This is a genomic window from Pseudomonas sp. Yb2C2 (genome assembly GCF_052112325.1).
Classification (GTDB): domain Bacteria; phylum Pseudomonadota; class Gammaproteobacteria; order Pseudomonadales; family Pseudomonadaceae; genus Aquipseudomonas; species Aquipseudomonas marginalis.
Genome location: NZ_JAVAJK010000028.1, coordinates 12723 through 34763, shown reverse-complemented (window position 1 = coordinate 34763; position 22041 = coordinate 12723). Strand labels below are relative to the sequence as shown.

At 61.0% G+C, this 22041-nt stretch carries 19 protein-coding genes; 5 read left to right on the top strand and 14 right to left on the bottom strand.

The features are described from left to right. Nucleotides 1-36: 36 nt before the first annotated feature. The 13 genes from Q8X51_RS28480 to dksA form a co-directional block, all read right to left on the bottom strand. A complete protein-coding gene (locus tag Q8X51_RS28480) occupies nucleotides 37-1053 on the bottom strand; it encodes a class I SAM-dependent rRNA methyltransferase (protein ID WP_407693797.1) in 1017 nt (338 codons plus the stop codon). Nucleotides 1054-1120: 67 nt separating this feature from the next. Then, on the bottom strand, nucleotides 1121-1990 hold the full coding sequence (locus tag Q8X51_RS28475) for an oxygenase MpaB family protein (RefSeq protein WP_065925307.1): 870 nt from the start codon (nucleotides 1988-1990) through the stop codon (nucleotides 1121-1123). 15 nt (nucleotides 1991-2005) lie between these two features. Further along, entirely contained in the window at nucleotides 2006-3943 is a 1938-nt protein-coding gene (gene acs, locus Q8X51_RS28470) for an acetate--CoA ligase (RefSeq protein WP_407693796.1), read from the bottom strand. 105 nt (nucleotides 3944-4048) lie between these two features. Then, nucleotides 4049-5713, bottom strand: coding sequence for a glucose-6-phosphate isomerase (pgi, locus tag Q8X51_RS28465; RefSeq protein ID WP_027605377.1), 1665 nt, complete (start codon nucleotides 5711-5713; stop codon nucleotides 4049-4051). Between the two features lie 223 nt (nucleotides 5714-5936). Continuing rightward, complete coding sequence (gene panC, locus Q8X51_RS28460; protein ID WP_074847624.1) at nucleotides 5937-6788, bottom strand: pantoate--beta-alanine ligase; 852 nt, start codon at nucleotides 6786-6788, stop codon at nucleotides 5937-5939. After that, a complete protein-coding gene (gene panB, locus Q8X51_RS28455; RefSeq protein WP_065925304.1) occupies nucleotides 6785-7585 on the bottom strand; it encodes a 3-methyl-2-oxobutanoate hydroxymethyltransferase in 801 nt (266 codons plus the stop codon). The genes panC and panB overlap by 4 nt, the downstream gene beginning before the upstream one ends. A gap of 214 nt (nucleotides 7586-7799) precedes the next feature. Beyond that, complete coding sequence (gene folK, locus Q8X51_RS28450; RefSeq protein WP_323145710.1) at nucleotides 7800-8297, bottom strand: 2-amino-4-hydroxy-6-hydroxymethyldihydropteridine diphosphokinase; 498 nt, start codon at nucleotides 8295-8297, stop codon at nucleotides 7800-7802. Nucleotides 8298-8299: 2 nt separating this feature from the next. Then, the gene (locus Q8X51_RS28445; protein WP_027605381.1) at nucleotides 8300-9703 is read right to left on the bottom strand and encodes a polynucleotide adenylyltransferase PcnB; all 1404 of its coding nucleotides are present in this window, start codon (nucleotides 9701-9703) and stop codon (nucleotides 8300-8302) included. Nucleotides 9704-10398: 695 nt separating this feature from the next. Next, nucleotides 10399-11838 (bottom strand): sigma-54-dependent transcriptional regulator, encoded by a 1440-nt coding sequence (locus tag Q8X51_RS28440; protein ID WP_065925302.1) that lies wholly within the window; start codon nucleotides 11836-11838, stop codon nucleotides 10399-10401. A 22-nt stretch (nucleotides 11839-11860) separates the two neighbouring features. Continuing rightward, a complete protein-coding gene (locus tag Q8X51_RS28435; RefSeq protein ID WP_027605383.1) occupies nucleotides 11861-14815 on the bottom strand; it encodes a sensor histidine kinase in 2955 nt (984 codons plus the stop codon). Beyond that, a complete protein-coding gene (locus Q8X51_RS28430) occupies nucleotides 14799-14975 on the bottom strand; it encodes a hypothetical protein (protein WP_003176118.1) in 177 nt (58 codons plus the stop codon). Before Q8X51_RS28430 ends, Q8X51_RS28435 begins: the two co-directional genes overlap by 17 nt. A 176-nt stretch (nucleotides 14976-15151) precedes the next feature. Further along, the gene (gene gluQRS, locus Q8X51_RS28425; protein WP_065925301.1) at nucleotides 15152-16039 is read right to left on the bottom strand and encodes a tRNA glutamyl-Q(34) synthetase GluQRS; all 888 of its coding nucleotides are present in this window, start codon (nucleotides 16037-16039) and stop codon (nucleotides 15152-15154) included. Nucleotides 16040-16122: 83 nt separating this feature from the next. Beyond that, nucleotides 16123-16557, bottom strand: a complete 435-nt coding sequence (gene dksA / locus Q8X51_RS28420) for an RNA polymerase-binding protein DksA (RefSeq protein ID WP_005791430.1) — start codon at nucleotides 16555-16557, stop codon at nucleotides 16123-16125. A 320-nt stretch (nucleotides 16558-16877) separates the two neighbouring features. Here dksA and Q8X51_RS28415 point away from each other — a divergent pair, with 320 nt between their 5' ends. Continuing rightward, nucleotides 16878-18050: a pyridoxal phosphate-dependent aminotransferase gene (locus Q8X51_RS28415; protein WP_330215573.1), complete on the top strand. Its 1173-nt coding sequence runs from the start codon at nucleotides 16878-16880 to the stop codon at nucleotides 18048-18050. Beyond that, complete coding sequence (gene sfsA, locus Q8X51_RS28410; protein WP_065925299.1) at nucleotides 18050-18760, top strand: DNA/RNA nuclease SfsA; 711 nt, start codon at nucleotides 18050-18052, stop codon at nucleotides 18758-18760. The genes Q8X51_RS28415 and sfsA overlap by 1 nt, the downstream gene beginning before the upstream one ends. On the opposite strand, the gene Q8X51_RS28405 is transcribed toward sfsA, so the two are convergent. Beyond that, nucleotides 18757-19074, bottom strand: coding sequence for a Rieske (2Fe-2S) protein (locus Q8X51_RS28405; RefSeq protein WP_407693795.1), 318 nt, complete (start codon nucleotides 19072-19074; stop codon nucleotides 18757-18759). The genes sfsA and Q8X51_RS28405 overlap by 4 nt on opposite strands. Nucleotides 19075-19230: 156 nt before the next feature. Between Q8X51_RS28405 and Q8X51_RS28400 the strand changes: the two genes are divergently transcribed. From Q8X51_RS28400 to Q8X51_RS28390, 3 genes are read left to right on the top strand one after another with little or no spacing between them, the layout of a single operon-like run. Further along, nucleotides 19231-20109 (top strand): heme/hemin ABC transporter substrate-binding protein, encoded by an 879-nt coding sequence (locus Q8X51_RS28400; protein WP_407693794.1) that lies wholly within the window; start codon nucleotides 19231-19233, stop codon nucleotides 20107-20109. Nucleotides 20110-20159: 50 nt separating this feature from the next. Beyond that, nucleotides 20160-21143, top strand: a complete 984-nt coding sequence (locus tag Q8X51_RS28395; RefSeq protein WP_407693863.1) for a FecCD family ABC transporter permease — start codon at nucleotides 20160-20162, stop codon at nucleotides 21141-21143. Further along, the gene (locus tag Q8X51_RS28390; protein WP_407693793.1) at nucleotides 21143-21910 is read left to right on the top strand and encodes a heme ABC transporter ATP-binding protein; all 768 of its coding nucleotides are present in this window, start codon (nucleotides 21143-21145) and stop codon (nucleotides 21908-21910) included. The genes Q8X51_RS28395 and Q8X51_RS28390 overlap by 1 nt, the downstream gene beginning before the upstream one ends. Nucleotides 21911-22041: the final 131 nt, after the last annotated feature.

Below are 22041 nucleotides of genomic sequence, written 5' to 3'. Positions count from 1 at the left end.
TTTCGGTTCCGAAGAACCGGGCCTTTAGGATGCTGCTTACAGTTGAAGTATCAGAGTCTTCAGCGGTGGCTGTTGATCTTGTGAGGGAAAGTCCGCGCCGGGCGTCATGATTTTCCAGTCCCGCACCGGACGCCCAGCCTTTTGCGCACAACGCAGCACCTGTTCACGCCAATCCTCCATGCTGACTTTTGCCAGGTTGTTACAGCAGATCAGCACGCCATTGTCGGCTGTAGCGAGCAGTGCCGGCTTGAGCAGGCTCTGGTAGTCACGCAACAGGTCAACGGTACCGAAGGCACTCTTGGCCCAGGCCGGCGGGTCGAGCAACACCAGGTCATATTGACGCTGCTCCAGGCGCGGATAGCTCGGCAGTTTTTGCCCGCGACGCTGGGTGATCGGCAGCCCGGCCAGTTGGCGAATCGCCGGGAAGTAGTCCGATTGCACGAACTCCATGGTAGGAAGCTGTGGATTGAGCTGGCCGTTTTCACGCCCCACCGCCAGGTTGCCCTCGGCGAAGTCCAGGTTGCATACCTCGCGCGCACCCCCGGCAGCGGCGCTCAGGCCCACCCCACAGGTGTAGGCAAACAGGTTCAGTACGCTTTTGCCGGCGCTGTGGCCCTTGACCCAGCCGCGGGTATTGCGCAGGTCGAGGAACAGCAGTGGGTCCTGGCCGGCGTGGCGCCCACGGACACGGTAATTGAGGCCCCATTCGCGGCCGACCAGGTCTTCCAGCGCGGCAGGTTCGGCGCGGTATACCGAATCTTCGCGATCGACCCGCGAGTTGCCGCGGGAGCGGTCGTTGTAGACCAGCAGCAACTCCAGGCCCATGTGCTGGTTGACCAGTTGGTGCAGCTCCAGCAGGTCGGCGGTTTCCAGCGACTGATGGAAGCTTTGCACCAGTAACTGCGGGCCGTAGCGGTCGATGGTCAGGCCGCCGGCGCCTTCCTGGCTGCCATGGAACAGCCGATAGCAATCGGTGCCCTGGGCGTGCAGTTCGCTGATCAGATCCTGGCGATGATCGAGGGCGGCGCGCAGCGCCTGATTCAAGGGAGACATGGAGCGCGCCTTGCTTAGGTAAATGGGGGTAATGAGGGCGCGGAGTTTAGCAGCTATGGCGCGTTGCCTACATCAACCCCATCCGCCGGTGTGCACGCTGCACCGAACCATTGCGCATCGCCCAGCGCAACAACGGCGCGCTGCGCTTGACCCCGGCGCGGATCATCCGGCGTTGCAGCGGGCCCTGGTGCTGATCGAGCAGGGTGCTGGCCCAGTCCGGCAGCAGGTCGATCCCGGCTTGCATCATCAAGGCACCAAAAGGCTTGGCCAACAGGCTGGGGGAGGGCGCGTTCAGCAACAGGCGCAGCACTTCGCGGCTGCGCTCGTCGCACAGCAATTGCGGGCGGATATTCTCAAGGTAATCGGAAATTTCCTGGCGTGAATGCGGCACATCCTGCGCGCCGAGCCGTTCTGCGACGACGGCGATCTCGCTGTAGTAACGGTCCTGATCACGGCCGCAGAGGTGCGGGTTGCGATAGCGCAAGTGGGCAGCAAGAAAGTTGCTCACCTCCGCCACATGCACCCAGGTCAGCAGCGCTGGATCGCTGGCCGCGTAAGGCCTCCCGTCCGGGGCATGGCCCACCACCTGCAGGTGAATGGTGCGCACTTTTTCGATCAGCCAGTCGGCGTCTTTGCGCGCGCCGAATGTGGTACCGGAAATAAACTGCGAGGTACGGCGCAGGCGCCCAAGCATGTCCTGGCGAAAATTCGAATGGTCCCACACGCCGGCCAGGGCCAATGGGTGCAAGGCTTGCAGCATCAAGGCGCTGATGCCGCCGATGAGCATGCTGCTGAAGTCACCATGGACTTGCCAACTGACCGAGTCCGGCCCGAACAGGCCCGGATCGCCCTTGGGGTTTTCCAGGTCCAGTTGGCCCAGTGACAAGCCAGTGAGGCTCATCAACTGGGTTTCGATACGGCTGCGGATAAATTCCATGGTGACTCGGGTTTCCTAGCGGTTCAGGCGTTTGTCGATCAGGCCGTCGACGACGCTGGGGTCGGCCAGGGTCGAGGTATCACCCAGGCTGTCCAGTTCGTTGCAGGCGATCTTGCGCAAAATCCGGCGCATGATCTTGCCGGATCGGGTTTTCGGCAAGGCCGATGCCCATTGGATCAGTTCCGGCTTGGCAAAGCTGCCGATTTCCTTGCTGACCAGTTCCAGCAGGTGTTTTTTCAGCGCCTCGCTGGGTTCGACGCCATTCATGGGGGTGACGAAGGCGTAGATGCCCTGGCCCTTGACGTCGTGGGGGTAGCCCACCACGGCGGCCTCGGCCACCTGGTCATGCAGCACCAGCGCACTTTCTACCTCGGCGGTGCCGATACGGTGGCCGGACACGTTGATCACATCGTCGATACGCCCGGTGATCCAGTAGTCGCCGTCCTCATCGCGGCGCGCGCCGTCACCGGTGAAATAGTAACCGGGGTAGGGTTTGAAATAGGTGTCGACCATGCGCTGCGGGTCGCCGTAGACGCTGCGAATCTGCCCCGGCCAACTGGCCTTGATCGCCAGTACGCCGCTGCCGGCACCGCTGATGACCTTGCCTTGTTCATCCAGCAGCACGGGCTGCACGCCAAACATCGGCTGGGTGGCGCAACCTGGTTTGATGCGCTGGGCGCTGACCAGCGGGCTGAGCATGATGCCGCCGGTCTCGGTCTGCCACCAGGTATCGACAATAGGGCAACGCTGTTCGCCCACCGCGTTGAAGTACCAGTCCCAGGCTTCCGGGTTGATCGGTTCGCCCACGCTGCCCAGCAGACGCAGGCTGGCGCGGGAGGTCGTCTCCAGCGGGGCGTGACCCTCGCGCATCAACGCGCGCAAGGCGGTGGGAGCGGTGTAGAAGATATTCACCTGGTGTTTATCGATGACCTGCCAGAAGCGCGAACTGTCCGGGTAGCTCGGCACACCTTCGAACATCAGCGAGGTCGCGCCATTGGCCAGCGGCCCGTACACGATGTAACTATGGCCGGTGACCCAACCCACGTCGGCGGTGCACCAGAACACCTCACCGTCGCGGTAATCGAGTACGTACTTGAAGGTCATTGCCGCCTGGAGCAGGTAGCCGCCCGTGGTGTGCAGCACACCCTTGGGCTTGCCGGTGCTGCCGGAGGTGTAGAGGACAAACAGCGGGGCTTCGGCGTCCATCGGTTCGGGAGGGCAATCGTCGCTCGCTGCATCCAGGGCCTGTTGATACTTGAGGTCGCGGCCTTCGCTCCAATTCACTGGGGCGCCGGTGCGCTGTACCACCAGCACCGTGCTGACGTCGGGGCAACTGGCCAGGGCCTTGTCGACGTTCTGTTTCAACGCCACCGGCTTACCACCGCGCACGCCTTCATCGGCTGTGATCACGGTGCGGCAGTCGGCGTCCAGAATGCGGTCGCGCAGGGCGTCCGGTGAGAACCCGCCAAATACCACCGAGTGCACCGCGCCAATCCGCGTGCAGGCCAGCATGGCGTAGGCCGCTTCCGGGATCATCGGCATGTAGATACACACCCGGTCGCCTTTTTTCACGCCACGGCTTTTCAGCACATTGGCCAGGCGACAGACGTTTTGGTGCAGTTGGCGGTAGGTGATTTTGGAAGATTTTGCAGGATCGTCACCTTCCCAGATGAAGGCCGGCTGATCGGCGCGTTGCGCCAGGTGACGGTCGATGCAGTTGTAGCTGACGTTCAACTGGCCACCGGCAAACCATTGGGCGGCACCGGTCTGGATGTCTGACTGCTGGACGGTGTGCCACGGTGTTATCCAGTCGAGAAAGCCCTTGGCCTGCTCGGCCCAGAACGTGTCCGGCTGTTCGATGGATTGGCGATAGAGGCGCTGGTAGTCCTCTTGACTGAGTTGCGCAGCCCGGCGGACGGCATCGGCGGTGGGAAACGTGCTGATATCGAACATGAGCGATCCTTATTCTTGTTTTTGCGACAAGTCATAAAGATGCACCCTGTATGGAGAGGGTTCAAGGCCAACGTCCAAACGGACGTTGGCCTTTCGGTGCCTGCATCAGCCGCGGTGACGGCCGCGGAAGTAGTTGATCAGCCCCTGGGTCGAAGCGTCTTCGGCCAAGGTTTCTTCGGCGCCGGTGAGGCGATTGTATACGCCCTTGCCCAGCTCCTTGCCCAGCTCCACGCCCCATTGGTCGAAGGCGTTGATGCCCCAGATCACGCTTTGCACGAACACTTTATGTTCATACATCGCAACCAGGGCGCCCAGGCGACGCGGGCTGATGCGTTCAACCACCAGGGTGTTGCTCGGACGGTTGCCCGGGATCACCTTGTGCGGTGCCAGCTTCTGCACGTCGTCTTCCGGGATGCCCTTGTCGCGCAGCTCGGCTTCGGCTTCGCTGCGGGTCTTGCCGAGCATCAGTGCCTGGCTTTGGGACAGGCAGTTGGCGTACAGCCATTGATGGTGGTCGGACACCGGGTTGAAGCTGACGATCGGCACGATGAAGTCGGCCGGGATCAGTTGGGTGCCCTGGTGCAGCAACTGGTGATAAGCATGTTGGCCGTTGCAGCCGACGCCGCCCCAGATCACTGGGCCGGTGTCGGTGGACACCGGTTTGCCGTCCTGGCGCACGCTCTTGCCGTTGGATTCCATGTCCAGCTGTTGCAAGTGCTTGGTGATGTTACGCAGGTAGTGGTCGTACGGCAGGATCGCATGGCTTTGTGCGCCCCAGAAGTTGCCGTACCACACGCCCAGCAGGCCCAGCAGCACCGGCATGTTCTGTTCGAACGGCGCGTTCTGGAAATGCTGGTCCATGGTGTAGGCACCGGACAGCAGTTCCTTGAAGTTGGACATGCCGATGGCCAGGGCGATTGGCAGGCCGATGGCCGACCACAACGAATAACGGCCGCCCACCCAGTCCCACATCGGGAAGATGTTTTCTTCGCGGATACCGAAGGCCACGGCGGCCGCGTTGTTGCTCGACACGGCGATAAAGTGGCGATACAGCTCGGCTTCCGAGCCACCCTGGGCCAGGTACCAGGCGCGGGCGGCCTGGGCGTTTTTCAGGGTTTCCAGGGTGTTGAAGGATTTCGACGAGACGATAAACAGCGTGGTCTCGGCGCGCAGCTTCATGGTCAGCTCATGGAATTCGCTGCCATCGATGTTCGCCAGGTAGTGGCAGCGCACGCCTTTGTGGGCGTAGGACAACAGCGCTTCAGAGACCAGCTCCGGGCCGAGGAACGAGCCGCCGATGCCGATATTCACCACATCGGTGATCGGCTTCTCGGTGTAGCCACGCCACAGGCCGTCGTGGATGCGGCCGACCAGGTCGGTGATCTGGTTCAGCACCTTGTGCACGTCCGGCATGATGTTCACGCCATTGACCGACAGCTTGTCGCCCACCGGGCGACGCAGGGCGGTGTGCAGGGCAGGGCGGCCTTCGGAGGAGTTGACCGGCTCGCCCGCATACAGCGAGTTGATTGCGTCTTTAAGACCCACTTCGTTGGCAAGGCCCACCAGCAGGTCGCGGGTCTCGCCGGTGATCAGGTTTTTCGAGTAATCGAGGAAAAGTCCGCAGCTGCTCAAGGTGAACTGGGAAAAGCGCTGGGGATCGGCATTGAACGCTTCGCGCATGCTGAAATCCTGCATGGCTTGGCGATGTTGGTTGAGCGCTTGCCAGGCGGGCAGAGCGGTAACGTCATGAGGGGTGCGGTAGTACGCCATCGCTGCGGGTTTCCTTTTATTACGGGGACTGCCTTTAGGACACTTCAAAGCCCGGAACATCCAGTCCTATCTCAAGGATTGGGTTCCAGACAGCGCTAACCATAGCGCAGGGCGATTACATTAAACCTAGCGTGTCGATATGTCTTGGCTTTGTCTGCGCTGTGGCCGGTACTTTTTTATACCGGCACAGCGATCAGGGCAATCGGCGGGGTGTTCAGAGGGGTCAGTCGAGGGTCAGATGCAGGTTGTCGATAAGGCGGGTCGTGCCTAGGAAGGCCGCCACCAGAATCACAATATCCCGATCCTCCGCCGTAGCGGCCCGCAGGTGCAGGCCCTGGCGCACTTCGAGGTAATCCAGGCGCAACCCGGCAGCCTCGATCTGCTGCACCTGTTCGGCACGCAGCCTGGCGAAGTCGTGATCACCGCTTTTGATGGCTGCGGCAATCTGGCTGAGGCTGCGGTACAGCACCGGCGCGATCGCACGTTGTTCTTCGCTGAGAAAACCGTTGCGCGAGGACAGCGCCAGGCCATCATCGGCGCGTACGGTGGGCTCGCCGATAATCTGGATCGGCATGTTCAGGTCATGGACCATGGCACGAATCACGGCCAGTTGCTGGTAGTCCTTCTGGCCAAATACAGCCATGTCCGGCTGGACCATGTTGAACAATTTGCTGACCACGGTCGCCACGCCTTCGAAATGCCCGGGACGGCTGGCGCCGCACAAGCCTTCGGACAATTGCGGGACGCTGACGCGGGTCTGGCCGGTCATGCCGCCGGGGTACATCTCCTCGACGGTTGGCGCGAACAGCAGGTTGCAGCCGGCCTGCAGGAGCTTTTCCTGATCGGCGGCCAGGGTGCGAGGGTACTTGTCCAGGTCTTCGCCGGCGCCAAATTGCAGTGGGTTGACGAAAATACTCGCCACGACAAAGTCCGCCTGCTGCACAGCCTTGCTGACCAGGCTGGCATGTCCGCTGTGCAGGTTACCCATGGTGGGCACGAAGCCGATGCGTTTGCCGGCCTTGCGGGCGTGGGCGACGGCGGCTCTGAGTTCGCGTACGGTTTTTACGGTGTTCATGCAGAGAATCCGTGTTCGGCGCCTGGGAAGGTCACGCCTTTGACTTCGGCGACGTAGGCACTCAATGCCGCGTGGATGCTGTCCTGGCCAGTCATGAAGTTCTTCACGAACTTTGGCACGCGGCCGGTAATCGACAGGCCGAGCATGTCGTGCAGCACCAGCACCTGGCCGTCGGTGGCCGAGCCCGCGCCAATACCGATCACCGGCACCTTAACGGCCTGGGTGATTTCTGCCGCGAGTTCGCTGGGCACGCATTCGAGCAGGATCATCGCGACGCCCGCCTGCTCCAGGGCGATGGCATCGGCGCGCATCTGGCGCGCCTGGGCTTCGTTGCGGCCTTGCACCTTGTAGCCGCCGAGGATGTTCACGGACTGTGGTGTCAGGCCCATATGTGCACAGACCGGCACGCCGCGTTCAGCCAGCAGGCGAATCGACTCGGCGAGCCATACGGCGCCCTCTACCTTGATCATGTGTGCACCGGCACGCATCAGTTTGCCGGCGTTCAGGAAGGTCTGCTCGACGGTGGCGTAATCCATGAACGGCAGGTCGGCGATGATGAATGCGCCGTCGTTCCCGCGCTTGACGCTGGCGGTGTGGTAGGCCAGTTCATCGGTGGTGACGGGCAGGGTGCTGTCATTCCCTTGAAGGACCATGCCCAGGGAGTCGCCTACCAACAACACTTCAACCCCGGCCTGGCAACTGGCGTGGGCGAAGGTGGCGTCATAGCAGGTGAGCATGGTGATTTTTTCACCTTTGAGCTTGAGGCTCTGCAAGGTGGTCAGGGTAATGTCTGGCATGAAAAGGGTCCTCGTTCAGGCGCTTGGAAACAGCGAGTAACGCGCGTGAGTCTTCGTTTATACAGGCGCACTGTCTTGAGAGCAGTGCTTATAAGGCCTGGATTGCGCCCTTCATTGCCGGGTTGGCGGCAGCGGGACGCCTATAGTCGTGAGGAGGACACGGGAAGTCAATTGGATGTGTTACCGCATTGTTACGATGGCGGTGTTACCGCTGTTACTGACGCGATTCAGCAACCGGGAGCCGTTCCAGGCCGACAAACGGGCAGGCGTCAAGCAGGGCACTGAGGCGTTTGCCATCCGGCAATTGCAATGCGGCAGGTGCCAGTTCGGCCAGCGGATACAACACAAATGCACGCAGGTGCATCTGATAGTGGGGCACCTTCAGGCGCGGTTCGTCGATCAGGCGATCGCCAAACAGCAGAATGTCCAGGTCAAGGGTGCGAGGGCCCCAACGCTCCAGGCGCTCGCGGCCGTGGTCGTTTTCGATGGCTTGCAGCGCGTCCAGCAGGTCAAGTGGCGCAAGACGGCTGTCCAGGGCAGCGACCGCGTTGGTGTAGCGCGGCTGGCCCGGGAGCAGGGAGTCACTTTGGTAAAAGGCGGACACACCCGCGACGCAAGTGTCTGGCAATTGCGCCAGCGCTTGGATAGCGCTGCGCAATTGCTGGTCCGGGGCTGCCAGGTTGCTGCCCATGCCGATGTAGATGCGTTCCACGTTTATTCGCCCGCAGCGCCCGAGGCATCGGCAGCACTGCGTTTGCGCTTGGTGCCGCTGCGACGACGCTTCTTCGGCCCTGCGCCTTCGCCATCACCCTTGCTGCCGAGGTCGCGAATCATGTCGCGGCGTTGGCTGTCATTGGCATCCTGATAGTCGGTCCACCATTCGCCCAGGCCGTCGGTCTGCTCGCCGGCGCTTTCACGCAGCAGCAGGAAGTCGTAGCCGGCACGGAAGCGCGGGTTGTCCAGCAGCAGGTCGGCACGCTTGCCGCTGCGGCGGGGCAGGCGTTCCTGCATGTCCCAGATCTCGCGGATCGGCATCGTGAAACGTTTCGGGATAGCAATGCGCTGGCACTGTTCGGCGATCAGCTCGTGAGCGGCTTCCTGCATGGCCGGGATCGGCGGCATGCCACGTTCCTGCAGACGCAGTACGCGCTTGGGCAGGGCCGGCCACAACAGGGCGGCAAACAGGAACGCCGGCGTGACCGGTTTGTTCTGCTTGATGCGCAGGTCGGTATTGATCAAGGCTTCGCTGATCAGCGTGTGGGTATAAGTCGGGTTGTACTCCAGTGCTTCGGCGCTGGCCGGGAACAGTGGGTCGAACAACTGCAAGTCGACCAGCATTTCGAAGGTGTCGGCGGCGTAGCCGGAGAGGAACAGCTTGAGCACTTCTTCGAACAGACGCGCGGACGGGATTTCCCGCAGCATCGGTGCCAGCTCGCGTATCGGTGCGGCGGTGTGTTTCTCGATACCGAAGTTGAGCTTGGCGGCGAAGCGCACGGCCCGCAGCATGCGCACCGGGTCTTCCTGATAGCGCTGCGTCGGGTCGCCGATCAGGCGGATCAGGTTATTGCGGATGTCGTGTACGCCATTGGCGTAATCGAGGATGCGTTCGCTGACCGGGTCGTAATAGAGGGCATTGATGGTGAAGTCGCGGCGCTGTGCGTCTTCTTCCAGGGTGCCATAGACGTTGTCGCGCAGGATGCGCCCGCTCTCGTTGCGGGAGGACTGATTGGTGTCTTCCTCTTCATCGTTTTGCGGGTGGCCGGCACGGAAGGTCGCGACCTCGATGATTTCGCGACCAAAGTGGATGTGCACCAGCTTGAAGCGGCGACCGATGATTCGCGCATTGCGAAACTCGGCACGCACTTGCTCAGGCGTGGCACTGGTGGCGACGTCGAAATCCTTAGGCGTGATATTGAGCAGCATGTCGCGTACGCAACCGCCCACCAGGTAGGCCTGGTAACCGGCGTTCTGCAACCGTTCGACGATATTCACCGCATAACGGCTGAATTGAGCGCGCTGCAACGAATGCTGGCTGCTGTTGAGCACTTCAGGCGTGCTGCGTTTGTGTTGCGTACGACGCAAGGGAGAACGGAATGACTGGAACAACTTCTTCAGCATGGGATGCACTGTTTGAAGGAATGTTCGGCCATAACGAAGAATGACCGCATGATGGGCGGGGATTCTAGCATTTAGTCAGGGGATGGTGTAGGAACAAGCTTCGGCGTTGCGCCATAAGCCTTAAATCGTCAAATCCCGGAAACTACAAGGGGAGCCGAAGCTCCCCCAGAAGTAGTTGCGTGCTCTATTTTTATTATTGATTTCGGGCTTCTTGTTTTTGTTGATCGCCCTCGCCATGAAGCTTCACCTTCATGACCCTCCCAATCGGGAGTCAAGAGCAAACGGATTGCTTTGGTCGCTGTGTTGCTGATCTACGATCCAACCAGTTCAGGCTCTGCCTTAGGGCAGTTTTTGTTGTTCTCGGCCTGGTTGCGGGGCAAGCCCCAAATGCAACGCCTCTCCAAAAGAATCAGTTAGCTGCGCCTCCGCCGTGTTGTTTTTGTTATGCGTGAGTCGATTCGTCTTATTTTTATTGTCTTGTACAAAGCTTGTTATTGTTTTTGTACTAAGCATATAGCAGGGTGCGTGCCAACTTTTGCGACGCCCAGCAAAACCGGGGGGTTGAGGTGTTTTTTGGTTTTTGAGGGGCAAAAAAAAGCCGGGGCTTCGTTACCGTAAGCCCCGGCTTTTGTTACGCGAAATATCCGCGGTAACAGTTTTTTCACATCTGAGGGTGTTCCTGTGGAGGCGCACCCTCAGCTTTCGCTGGCCACCCCGGTCTTGCGCCGTGGAATGCCCAGGCGCTGGCGGCGTTCCCACAGGCACTTGCGGCTCACGCCCAGCTTGCGTGCCAGCTCGGTCTCGGTCATGTGGTCCTGATGCTCAAGGACGAAATGCTGGAAGTAGTCTTCCAGTGACAAATCTTCCGTCGGCTCATGGCTGGTATTGCTGGCGCCGCCCTGTGTCGGGGCCAGGCCAATGAAATCGTCATCTTCCAAGTCACTGAGCTCAATATCGATACCCAGCAGCTCGGCGGAAATTTCCGGGCTTTCCGACAGGATCACTGCACGCTCGACCGCATTCTCCAGTTCCCGCACGTTACCCGGCCACGAGTAATGCCGAATCGCCTGCTCGGCGTCCGGCGCGAACGTCAGGTCGGTACGGTTGATGCGTGCACTCTGGCGCAGCAGGAATGCGTTGGCGATCTCATTCACGTCGGCACCGCGCTCACGCAGGGCCGGCAATTTGAGCGCGATCACGTGCAGGCGGTAATACAAGTCTTCACGGAATTGACCGATCTTGGCCAGGCTCTTGAGGTCGCGGTGGGTGGCCGCGATCAGGCGTACGTCAACCTTCTGCGATTGCACCGAGCCTACACGTCGAATCTCACCTTCCTGCAGCACACGCAGCAGTCGCGCCTGGGCCTCCAGCGGCAACTCACCGATTTCATCAAGGAACAGCGTCCCGCCGTCCGCCGCTTCCACCAGGCCCGCACGCCCAGCGCTGGCGCCGGTAAACGCGCCTTTCTCGTGGCCGAACAGTTCGGACTCGATCAGGGATTCGGGGATCGCCGCACAGTTCACCGAAATCATCGGCGCCTTGGCGCGTTTGGACAGGTTGTGCAGGGCGCGGGCCACCAGTTCTTTACCGGTGCCTGACTCGCCCTGGATCAATACATTGGAGTCGGTGGGCGCGACCTTACGGATCTTGCCGTACAGGTCCTGCATCGGCGGGCAGGAGCCAATGATGCCGATTTCGCCGTTGCTGTTGTCGACTCCCGGTTTGTCGGCGCCGTTGGTGGCCTTGCCGGCGGGGCGCTGTTCGGCAGGCGCGCTGCTGGCTGACTGGCGGTCGCGCAGGATGCGGGCCACGGCCTGGAGCATTTCATCGTGGTCAAACGGCTTGGCGATGTAGTCCACCGCGCCCATCTTCATGGAATCAACCGCCGAGCGCAGGCTGGCGTAGCTGGTCATGATCAGTACCGGAGTGCCCTGGCCAAGCTTGATCAACTCGGTGCCCGGCGCGCCCGGCAGGCGCAGGTCACTGACAATCAGGTCGAACGTGGGGATGCTGAAACGCTCTTGTGCTTCCTGCACCGAGCCGGCTTCGCTGACCTGGTATTGATTACGTTCAAGCAGGCGACGCAAGGCAGAGCGGATAATGGTTTCGTCTTCGACGATCAAAATGTGCGGCATTGATTCAATTCTCTCGACGGTCTCAGTTCACAGCGGACGTCGCTTCGACATGACGCGGCAAGGTCACCCGAATACGGGTGCCGCGTTGGCTTTCGGTGTCAGCCGGGCTGTCGATGGTGATTTGTCCATAATGCTCTTCAACGATGGAATAGACCAGTGCAAGGCCCAGACCGGTACCTTCACCCGGGTCCTTGGTGGTGAAGAAGGGTTCGAACAATCGGTCCATGATGTTCTGTGGAATACCGCTGCCTTCATCTTCGACGATCAGATCGACGGTATGTTCGAAAGCCTCGGTCTTGACGCGTACCGCACCACCGGCCGGGGTTGCGTCACGGGCGTTGGACAGCAGGTTGATCAGCACTTGGGCCAGGCGTTGTGAGTCGCCGTCGACCCAATGGTCGGGGTCGCACAAGTTGAAGAACTGTACTTCGAAATTGCGCCGGTTCAAGGCGAGCAGCCCAATGGCATCCTGGGCCACTTCGGCCAGGCATACGGCCTCATCCAGATTCTGATGGCCGCCGGCATGGGCAAAGCTCATCAGCGACTGCACGATGCGCGAGACGCGCTTGGTCTGTTCGAGGATTTGCCCGCTGATTTCGATGATTTCGCCGTCTTCTTCACGCTCTTCCCGCAGGTTTTGCGCGAGGCAGGCGATACCGGTGATCGGGTTGCCGATTTCGTGGGCCACACCCGCCGCCAAGCGACCAATGCTGGCCAGGCGCTCGGAGTGCACCAGCTTGTCCTCGAGCATCTGGGTTTCAGTCAGGTCTTCGACCAGCAGAACCAGGCCGCTGTTACCGGGGGCCAACGGTTCATCGATCGCGGCTTTGTGCAGGTTGAGCCAGCGGGTCTGGCCGTCGAGGGCCAGGTGCTGTTTGTGCAAATGCTCGTCGGGCAGGTTGATAAAGCCCTGGAGCAGTTCTTTCCACGGATCGCCCAGGGTATTCAGGCGCGAGCCCACCACCCGTTGCGCGGCGATGCCGGTGAGTTCTTCCATGGCCTTGTTCCACATCAGGATCTCTTGATCCTTGGCTAGGGAACACACGCCCATCGGCAGTTCCTGCAGGGTCTGGCGATGGTAACGGCGCAAAGCGTCGAGTTCGGCCGCCAGGCCGGTGAGGCGCGAGTGGTAATCCTCCAGCCGGCTCTCGATGAAATGGATGTCTTCGGTGACGTAGTTTTCGCCGCCGGCCTTGTAGGGCAGGAAGGTTTCCACCATGTCCTGGGACACGCTGGGGCCCATCAGGCCGGACAGGTTGGCTTCGATGCGGTCGCGCAGGCGACGCAGCGCATACGGGCGGCGTTCGTCAAAGGGCAGGTACAGATCGCGCAGCGCCTGCTCGACTTCCTTCTGAGCCGCCTTGGCGCCGAGGGGCTTGGCCAGTTGCGTGGCGAATTCCTGGGGCGAGGCTGCGTGCAGTTCGCGGCGTTGCGGGCGACGCACGTTATCCACCGCGCACGCCTCGGCGGCGCTGGTCTCTTCCGGGCTGGCATTGGTGAACAGTGAGATCAGGGTGAACATCAGTACGTTGGCGGCCAGCGAGGCAATCGCCGCCATGTGCCAGCTGGTGTCGTCCAGCACGTAGATCATGTTCAGCAGCGGAATGTAGAAACCCTGCAGGTTGCCGACCAACGGCAGCAGCATGGTGACGATCCATACCAGGATCCCGGCCAGCAGCCCGGCGATAAACCCACGGCGATTGGCGGTCGGCCAGTACAGCACCGATAGCACCCCCGGCAGAAACTGCAAGGTGGCGACAAACGCGACAATGCCCAGGTTGGCCAGGTCTTGCCCGGCGCCGAGCAACAGGTAGAACCCGTAGCCGGCCATGATGATCGCGACGATGAGTGCGCGGCGCGTCCATTTCAGCCAGCGGTAGATATTGCCTTCGGCGGGCGGCTGGTACAGCGGCAGCACCAGGTGATTGAGGGCCATGCCCGAAAGGGCCAGCGTCGTGACGATAATCAGCCCGCTGGCAGCAGACAAACCGCCGACATACGCCAGCAGCGCCAACGCCGGGCTATTGGCGGCGATACCGATACCCAGGGTGAAATACTCGGGGTTGGTGGTGGCCCCCAGTTTCAGGCCGGCCCAGAGGATCAGCGGCACCGCAAGGCTCATCAACAGCAGGAACAGCGGCAAGCCCCAGCTGGCGCTGACCAGCGAGCGCGGGTTGAGGTTCTCGGTGAAGGTCATGTGGTACATGTGCGGCATTACGATCGCCGAGGCGAAGAACACCAGCAACAGCGTGCGCCATGGGCCTTCCTGCAGCGGCGTGTGCAGGGCGGCGAGGGCGGTCTGGTTTTGCAGCAGCCACAGCTCCAGCTGTTGCGGGCCGTCGAACACGCCATAGAGCGCGTAGAGGCCGACGCCGCCGATGGCGATCAGCTTGATCACCGATTCGAACGCAATCGCAAATACCAGCCCTTCGTGCTTCTCGCGGGTGGCGATGTGGCGTGAGCCGAAGAAAATCGTAAACAGGCTGATCAGCGCACAGAACGCCAGGGCGACCCGGTGTTGCACCGGCTCGCGGGTCAGGATGCTGATGGAGTCGGCCACCGCCTGGATTTGCAGGGCCAGCAGGGGCAGCACGCCGATCAGCATGAATACCGTGGTCAATGCCCCGGCCCATGTGCTGCGGAAGCGGAAGGCGAACAGGTCGGCCAGTGACGACAACTGATAGGTGCGAGTAATTTTCAGGATCGGGTACAGCAGCACCGGTGCCAGTAGGAATGCACCTGACACCCCCAGGTAGCTGGAGAGAAAGCCGTAGCCGTATTGATAGGCCAGGCCGACGGTGCCATAGAACGCCCAGGCGCTGGCGTACACGCCGAGGGACAAGGTGTAGGTCAACGGATGGCGAATGATCGCCCGCGGAATCATTCCGCGCTCACTGATCCAGGCGACGCCGAACAACGCGGCCAGGTAGGCGGCGCTGATCAGCAGCATCTGAGTGAGGCTAAAGCTCATCGGCATCTTTTTGGCTCTGCAGGATGAAGGTCACGACGATCAGGATCAGCCACAGCAGATAGGGGCGATACCAGGCGCCCGTGGCGTCGATCCACCAATCCATGATGGCGGGGGAAAACAGGTAGATCCCGACGACCAGCAGCAGGACCAATCGATAGATGTACATGTTGGCCTTTGATTGAGAGTGCGGTAATGCAACGGTTTTCTGTAGGAGCGAGCTTGCTCGCGAAGGGCGCTAACCTAAACGCGTACATCCTGGATAAACGTGTTGCCTGGGAGTTTTTCGCGAGCAAGCTCGCTCCTACGCGATGGTAACGGATGGCTGGCAGGCTGCAAGCGCCTTCAGCGTAATTGCGCTTCGGCCAGGGTCAGTGTGCGTGGGATCCTGCTGGCATCCCAGTGCACAATGCCCCAATCCAGCAACTCCCGTGGGCTGGCATGAAGCAGTTCGTCGCCAGGCTGCTGGCCAAGGGCGCGCAGGGCTCTCAATAGCAGCGGCGTGGCCTGGTCGGGATTCAGCGGCGGGGAACGATAGGATTTGCCCAGCTTGTTACCGTCCGGCTGGACGATCAACGGTACGTGCAGATAGCGCGGCTGGCGCAGGCCCAGCAACTCCTGCAGGTACAGTTGGCGTGGCGTGGAGTCGAGCAGATCGGCGCCGCGCACGATATCGGTAACCCCTTGCCAGGCATCGTCGAGCACCACGGCCAGTTGATAGGCGTAGAGGCCATCGCGGCGACGGATGACGAAGTCGCCGACGTCACGGCCCAGGTGTTGTCGGAATTCTCCTTGTGCGCGGTCAGTAAAGTGGTACTCCAGCTCGGGAACACGCAGGCGGATGGCGGCGTCCTGCTGGTCGTGACCGGCATTTCGGCACAGGCCTGGGTAAATCCCGTCGTAGGGCTCCAATTGTTTACGTGAACAGGTACAGGCGTAGGCCAGGCCGTGGTTGAACATATCGTTCAGTACCTTGGCGTAGGCGTCATGCCGCTCGCTTTGTCGGACCAGTTCGCCATCCCACTCAAAACCGTAGCTCTCCAGGGCATGCAGGATTGCCGCCTGGGCGCCGGGCTCTTCGCGGGGAGGGTCGAGGTCTTCCATGCGCATCAGCCAGCGGCCGTGATTGGCGCGGGCATCGAGGTAGGAGGCGAGGGCGGCGACCAGGGAACCGAAGTGCAAATGGCCGCTGGGCGTGGGGGCGAAACGCCCGATATAGGTAGAGGCAGTCATGGGTCGGATACTACTGGAAAATCGGTAAATCCCAGAAACAAAAATGGGGCGTTCGCACGCCCCATTCGTTCAGCTCGGCTGGATCACTTGCCGACCTGTTTTTCCTTGATTTCAGCCAAGGTCTTGCAATCTACGCAGAGGTCCGCAGTAGGACGGGCTTCCAGGCGACGGATACCGATCTCGACACCGCAGGATTCGCACCAGCCGTATTCTTCGTCTTCGATCAGTTGCAACGTCTTGTCGATTTTCTTGATCAGCTTGCGCTCGCGATCACGGGCGCGCAGTTCTAGGGCGAACTCTTCTTCCTGGCTGGCACGGTCTGCCGGGTCCGGGAAGTTGGCCGCTTCATCCTTCATATGGTCAACCGTGCGGTCGACTTCCTGCATCAAGTCCTGCTTCCACTGCTTCAGGATTTTGGAGAAGTGCTCGCGCATGGGCTTGCCCATGTATTCCTCACCCTTCGATTCAACGTAGGGTTGGAAGCCGCTGATGCTCTGTTGCTTTGCTTGGGTGGACATGAATAGACCGCCTCTCACTCTTCTAATCCATTGCGCAGGATTGCAACGTCACCGACACCTGCCGGCCCTGCGGCTGCAAGCGGGCGAACTTACCAGATAGATTCAGGGTGCGCCACTCCCGGTTGTCGACGCCCGTCACGCAGGGGTTGCCAACTGCAGCAGCCCGCTGTGGCTGGGTATGCATCGTCTCGAATGTTGATTTTAGTCGTTTTGCAAGCGCTTGCCGGGTTCATCTTGGACGGCCAGGCAGGCAATAGAGCATGTTTTACCGCGAGGGTTCGGTAGAATCCTGATTTTGTCCTCACCGTTAAGGAAGGCTAATGGCTCAGCCCTACAGTGCGCGCAGTCGCGCCATCGAACCTTTTCATGTCATGGCGTTGCTGGCGCGAGCCAATGAGCTGCAAGCGGCAGGCCATGATGTGATCCACTTGGAGATCGGCGAGCCGGATTTCACCACGGCCGAGCCGATCATCCAGGCCGGCCAGGCGGCGTTGGCCAATGGCAAGACCCGCTATACCGCGGCCCGTGGCCTGCCGGAATTGCGTGAAGCCATCAGCGGTTTCTACCAGCAGCGCTACGGATTGAACGTCGATCCCGAGCGTATCCTGATCACTCCCGGGGGCTCCGGCGCACTGTTGCTGGCCAGCAGTCTGTTGGTGGACCCCGGCAAGCATTGGCTGCTGGCAGACCCGGGTTACCCGTGTAACCGGCACTTCCTGCGCCTGGTGGAAGGTGCCGCGCAACTGGTGCCGGTAGGCCCTGACGTGCGTTATCAACTGACCGCTGACCTGGTGGCCAAACACTGGGATCAGGACAGCGTGGGCGCGTTGGTTGCCTCCCCGGCGAATCCCACCGGCACGATCCTCACGCGTGATGAATTAGCCGGGCTTTCCGACGCAATCAGGGCGCGTAACGGCCATCTGGTGGTGGATGAGATCTATCACGGCCTGACCTACGGCACTGACGCCGCCAGTGTGCTGGAGGTCGACGATGAGGCCTTCGTCCTGAATAGTTTTTCGAAGTATTTCGGCATGACCGGTTGGCGCCTGGGCTGGCTGGTGGCGCCGCCAGCTGCGGTCGGCGACCTGGAAAAACTGGCGCAAAATCTGTATATCAGCGCGCCCAGCATGGCTCAGTATGCCGCGCTCGCCTGCTTTACCCCGCAGACCCTGAGCATTCTGGAGGAGCGCCGTGCCGAATTTGGCCGGCGTCGCGATTTCCTGCTGCCCGCCTTGCGCGAGTTGGGCTTCGGGATTGCCGTAGAGCCGGAAGGTGCGTTCTATTTGTATGCCGATATCAGTGCGTTCGGCACAGATGCCTTCGCATTTTGTCGTCATTTCCTAGAAACCGAGCATGTCGCCTTTACCCCCGGTCTGGATTTTGGCCGCTATCAAGCGGGCCATCATGTGCGCTTTGCCTACACGCAAAACCTTGATCGACTACAGGAGGCGGTGGAACGAATCCAGCGTGGCCTGCGGAGCTGGCAAGGCTGATGCGTTTTTATCCTCCCCTCGAAGAAGGCCGGCTGATTCGCCGCTATAAGCGCTTTCTCACCGATATCGAAACCGTTACCGGCGAGTTGTTGACTATTCACTGTCCAAATACCGGTTCGATGCTCAATTGCATGGTGGAAGGCGGGCAGGTCTGGTTCAGTCGCTCCAATGACCCCAAGCGCAAGTTGCCCGGCACCTGGGAAATTGCCGAAACGCCCCAGGGCCGCTTGGCGTGCGTTAACACGGCACGCGCCAATCCGTTGGTCGAGGAGGCGTTGCGCGCTGGCGTGATCACTGAACTCAACGGTTTCACCGCGTTGAAGCGGGAAGTGCCTTACGGCCAGGAGAAAAGCCGCATCGACTTTCGTCTCGAATATCCCGACGGCGCGGCGTATGTGGAAGTCAAAAGTGTCACGCTGGGGTTTGATGGCACCCGGGTTGCCGCTTTCCCCGATGCGGTGACCCAGCGTGGCGCCAAGCACCTGCGGGAACTGGCGCATCTGGCGCGTGAAGGGGTACGGGCGGTGCAGTTGTATTGCGTCAACCTCTCGGGGATTGACGCTGTGCGCCCAGCGCTGGAAATCGATGCCGCCTATGGTGCGGCCTTGCGAGAGGCTAAAGCCGCCGGGGTGGAAGTATTGGCGTATGGGGTGCGCGTGACGTCCGAGGAGATTTGCGTGGATCGTCGGTTAGACGTGCTGCTCGACTAGAGGTCCACCCACAGGCCCTGCTCGTCTTCGCGACCTTGCAGGGCCTTGAGGCTTTTACCTGCGCATGGGCCAGCAATGCACTCGCCGCTTTCGATCAGGAACAGCGCGCCGTGGGTGGCGCATTGGATCAGGCTGGCGCTGTCGTCAAGGAACCGGTCGGGTTGCCATTCCAGTGGGATGCCGCGATGTGGGCAGCGGTTGATATAGAAGTAGGCGATGCCGTCCCGACGTACCGCCAGCAGCGGCGTGCCATCCATCGTAAATCCGAGGCTGCTGTTGGGCGCGAGCGTGTCCGAGGGGCAGAGAAACTTCATTTCAATCCTTAAGTGCCTTGACGTTCAAATGCAAACAATTATCAAATGCCGGCTTCGCCCGTTAGCTGACTGGGTGCTCAGTTCGATGCCCGGCAGGGGTTATCTGTCACATCGATGGGTGCTCGAAAGGCCCTGCCCTTGGAAGGAAACCCTGTTATGCGCCTGAGTGCCAGCGCTATTGCGCTTGTTGTCGGACTGCTGGTCAACCATGGGGCGCAAGCCTCTGAACTGCCACAACGCTGGGTGAGTGCCGGTGGGGCGCTGTCGGAATGGGTCACGGCGTTGGGCGGTGAGCCGAAGTTGGTTGGCGTGGACACCACCAGCCAGCATCCTGAATCGCTCAAGGCGTTGCCAAGTATCGGCTATCAGCGGCAATTGTCGGCCGAAGGCATTCTCAGCCTGCGCCCACAGGTGCTGGTGGGGACTGAAGAGATGGGGCCGCCGGCGGTGCTGGCGCAGATTCGCAGTGCGGGCGTCCAAGTGGAAATGTTCTCGGCGCAGCCGGATTTGCCGACTTTGAAGGGTAATCTTCAGCACTTGGGTAAGTTGCTGGGAGATGAGGCTAAGGCCAGTGCATTGTTTACCGGATATGAACGGGCCCTTGATCAGCAGAAAAGCTGGGTCGCCAAGGCACGGGCCTCGCAGAAGGCACCTGGCGTGTTGCTGCTGATCGGTCATGCTGGCGGCAAGCCGCTGATTGCCGGTAGGGACACGGCGGGCGATTGGGTGTTGCAGCAGGCCGGCGGGCGTAACCTGGCCACGCACAGCGGTTACAAGCCGTTTTCGGTGGAGTCGTTGGCGGGGTTGAGCCCGGATATGCTGGTATTTGCCGACCGCGCCCTCACGGGGGACGCGGCGCGCGCGGCGTTGTTCAAGGAGAATCCGATCCTGGCTTCGACGCCGGCGGCCAAGCGTGGCCGCGTATTCGAGCTGGACCCGACCTTGCTGGTGGGTGGGCTTGGACCGCGCCTGCCGCAAAGTCTTGTGAAGCTCTCGGCTGGCTTTTATCCGTCACAGGCTAAACCCGCCCCATGACCATTCTGGTTAAACCGAAAACGCTGTTCATCGGGCTGGCGCTGTTATGCCTGTTGGCGACCTGGCTTTCGTTGGCGTTGGGGCCGGTGAGCTTGCCGCTGCTGGATACGCTCAAGGCGGCATTGCGCTTGATGGGCGTGCCGATAGAGGCGCAAGGCCTGGAACAGGCTGAGTTGATCCTGGGGCAGATTCGTTTGCCGCGTACGTTGCTCGGTTTGGCGGTTGGCGGCGTATTGGCGTTGTCGGGCGTGGCCATGCAAGGGTTGTTTCGTAACCCGTTGGCCGATCCGGGGTTGGTCGGGGTTTCCAGCGGGGCGGCACTGGGGGCGGCAATCGCCATTGTCGGCGGTGCATTTTTTGGTGGGTTATCGGAGGCATTCGGGCCTTATGTGCTGTCGCTGTGCGCGTTTCTAGGCGGGCTGGGCGTGACCGCGCTGGTTTATCGACTGGGGCGTCGTAACGGTCAGACCAATGTGGCGACGATGCTGCTTGCCGGCATTGCCCTCACTGCACTGGCAAGCTCGGCGGTGGGCCTGTTCACCTACCTGGCGGACGACGCCACCCTGCGTACCCTGACGTTCTGGAACCTTGGCAGCCTCAACGGCGCGAGCTATTCGCGGTTATGGCCCTTATTGCTGGTCAGTGCCGGTGTGGCGCTCTGGTTGCCGCGCCGGGCCAAGGCATTGAATGCGCTGTTGCTCGGTGAATCCGAAGCCAATCACCTGGGAATTGATGTTGAAGGGCTCAAGCGCGAGTTGGTGTTCTGTACCGCATTAGGTGTAGGTGCTGCGGTGGCTGCGGCGGGCATGATTGGTTTTGTCGGGCTGGTGGTGCCGCATCTGGTCAGGTTGCTGGCCGGGCCTGATCACCGCGTGCTGCTGCCGGCGTCGATATTGGCGGGCGCGAGTTTGTTGCTGTTTGCCGACTTGGTTGCGCGACTGGCCTTGGCACCGGCTGAATTGCCGATTGGTATCGTGACTGCGTTTATTGGCGCGCCGTTTTTTCTTTACCTGTTGTTACGGGGGCGTGCCTGATGCTGCGTGTTGAAGACCTGCAGATCCGGCGTGGCCACAAGGTCGTGCTGGCGGACGTCACTCTGGAGTTGCTGCCGGGTGAAGTGATCGGTGTGCTGGGTCCCAACGGTGCGGGTAAGAGTACGTTGCTGGGGGCGTTGTGTGGCGAGTTGCATCCGGATCAGGGCGAGGTGTGGTTGGGGCAGCAGGCGTTGAAAGACTGGAGCGGACCGCAGCGCGCGCAGCGGCTGGCGGTGTTGCCACAAACCTCGACCCTGGACTTCGCGTTCCGTGTCGAAGAGGTGGTCGGCATGGGCCGTTTGCCCCACCAGGCGGGGCGTGCGCGCGATGATGAAATTATCCACGCAGCCTTGCTGGCGGCAGACGTCGCACACTTGAAAGGTCGCAGTTACTTGGCGCTGTCTGGCGGCGAGCGTCAACGTGTGCACTTCGCGCGGGTGCTGGCGCAACTATGGCCAGGTGAGTCGGGGCAGACATTGCTGCTGGATGAGCCGACATCGATGCTGGACCCCCTGCATCAGCACACGACCCTGCAAGCGATCCGCCGCTTTGCCGATCGTGGTGCAGCGGTGCTGGTGATCCTCCATGACCTGAACCTGGCTGCGCGCTACTGTGATCGCATTTTGCTGCTGGAGCAGGGCCGTCCCCACGCCTTGGATACACCGGCGCAGGTGCTGCGGCCCGAGCCGCTTAAGGCCGTGTTTGGTTTGGAAGTATTGGTTCAGCCGCACCCGGAGCGTGGGCATCCGTTAATCATTGCTCGCTGAGGCGTGCTTTTTCACAGGCAAAAAAAGACCCGGCAAAAGCCGGGTCAAATAACCGTGATTAGCCTGATGAGGAGATAATCTGAGAGTCCGAACCAATGGTCTTTCAGTTATCGGCTGATCTCGCGACCAGT

What these genes read in the sequence shown, in the direction of transcription:
- Q8X51_RS28480 (WP_407693797.1), bottom strand. Translation starts at nt 1,053, where the DNA reads ATGTCTCCCTTGAATCAGGCGCTGCGCGCCGCCCTCGATCATCGCCAG.
- Q8X51_RS28475 (WP_065925307.1), bottom strand. Translation starts at nt 1,990, where the DNA reads ATGGAATTTATCCGCAGCCGTATCGAAACCCAGTTGATGAGCCTCACT.
- acs (WP_407693796.1), bottom strand. Translation starts at nt 3,943, where the DNA reads ATGTTCGATATCAGCACGTTTCCCACCGCCGATGCCGTCCGCCGGGCT.
- pgi (WP_027605377.1), bottom strand. Translation starts at nt 5,713, where the DNA reads ATGGCGTACTACCGCACCCCTCATGACGTTACCGCTCTGCCCGCCTGG.
- panC (WP_074847624.1), bottom strand. Translation starts at nt 6,788, where the DNA reads ATGAACACCGTAAAAACCGTACGCGAACTCAGAGCCGCCGTCGCCCAC.
- panB (WP_065925304.1), bottom strand. Translation starts at nt 7,585, where the DNA reads ATGCCAGACATTACCCTGACCACCTTGCAGAGCCTCAAGCTCAAAGGT.
- Q8X51_RS28445 (WP_027605381.1), bottom strand. Translation starts at nt 9,703, where the DNA reads ATGCTGAAGAAGTTGTTCCAGTCATTCCGTTCTCCCTTGCGTCGTACG.
- Q8X51_RS28440 (WP_065925302.1), bottom strand. Translation starts at nt 11,838, where the DNA reads ATGCCGCACATTTTGATCGTCGAAGACGAAACCATTATCCGCTCTGCC.
- Q8X51_RS28435 (WP_027605383.1), bottom strand. Translation starts at nt 14,815, where the DNA reads ATGCCGATGAGCTTTAGCCTCACTCAGATGCTGCTGATCAGCGCCGCC.
- Q8X51_RS28430 (WP_003176118.1), bottom strand. Translation starts at nt 14,975, where the DNA reads ATGTACATCTATCGATTGGTCCTGCTGCTGGTCGTCGGGATCTACCTG.
- gluQRS (WP_065925301.1), bottom strand. Translation starts at nt 16,039, where the DNA reads ATGACTGCCTCTACCTATATCGGGCGTTTCGCCCCCACGCCCAGCGGC.
- dksA (WP_005791430.1), bottom strand. Translation starts at nt 16,557, where the DNA reads ATGTCCACCCAAGCAAAGCAACAGAGCATCAGCGGCTTCCAACCCTAC.
- Q8X51_RS28415 (WP_330215573.1), top strand. Translation starts at nt 16,878, where the DNA reads ATGGCTCAGCCCTACAGTGCGCGCAGTCGCGCCATCGAACCTTTTCAT.
- sfsA (WP_065925299.1), top strand. Translation starts at nt 18,050, where the DNA reads ATGCGTTTTTATCCTCCCCTCGAAGAAGGCCGGCTGATTCGCCGCTAT.
- Q8X51_RS28405 (WP_407693795.1), bottom strand. Translation starts at nt 19,074, where the DNA reads ATGAAGTTTCTCTGCCCCTCGGACACGCTCGCGCCCAACAGCAGCCTC.
- Q8X51_RS28400 (WP_407693794.1), top strand. Translation starts at nt 19,231, where the DNA reads ATGCGCCTGAGTGCCAGCGCTATTGCGCTTGTTGTCGGACTGCTGGTC.
- Q8X51_RS28390 (WP_407693793.1), top strand. Translation starts at nt 21,143, where the DNA reads ATGCTGCGTGTTGAAGACCTGCAGATCCGGCGTGGCCACAAGGTCGTG.